At 43.3% G+C, this 406-nt stretch carries 1 pseudogene; it reads left to right on the top strand.

Features of this window, described 5'->3' with window-relative positions:
- A pseudogene (locus tag AB4585_RS26770) lies at nt 1–406 on the top strand (sodium:proton antiporter); the annotation flags it as partial.

Below are 406 nucleotides of genomic sequence, written 5' to 3'. Positions count from 1 at the left end.
ACCATACGCTGTGCTTTCTAGCTGCTGGGGCAGCGCTCATCGCATTAATCAACAGTAAAATCGGCAAAATGCAGACCACCATTGCGATTACAGCCGGTGCCATGTTGCTATCGTTAGCGATTATCATTGCAGGTCAAGCAGGCTGGTTTAAGCTATCTCATGTCGCCAGTGAGACCATCGCATCTATTAACTTTGAAGATTTTTTACTTAAGGGTATCTTGGGATTTCTGTTGTTTGCAGGTGGACTTGGCATCAAGCTGGATCACCTTAAAGACCAGAAATGGGAAATTACAGCCCTAGCATTAGGTGCAACCCTGTTCTCTACTTTCTTCATCGGATTTGTGCTATTTGGCATCTGTTCTTTAATTGGCTTCAATCTAGACCTAATTTATTGCCTATTATTCGG

It is taken from the genome of Vibrio sp. 10N.222.49.C9 (assembly GCF_041474985.1).
GTDB lineage: Bacteria > Pseudomonadota > Gammaproteobacteria > Enterobacterales > Vibrionaceae > Vibrio > Vibrio crassostreae_C.
This window is presented reverse-complemented; position numbering and strand designations above follow the sequence as displayed.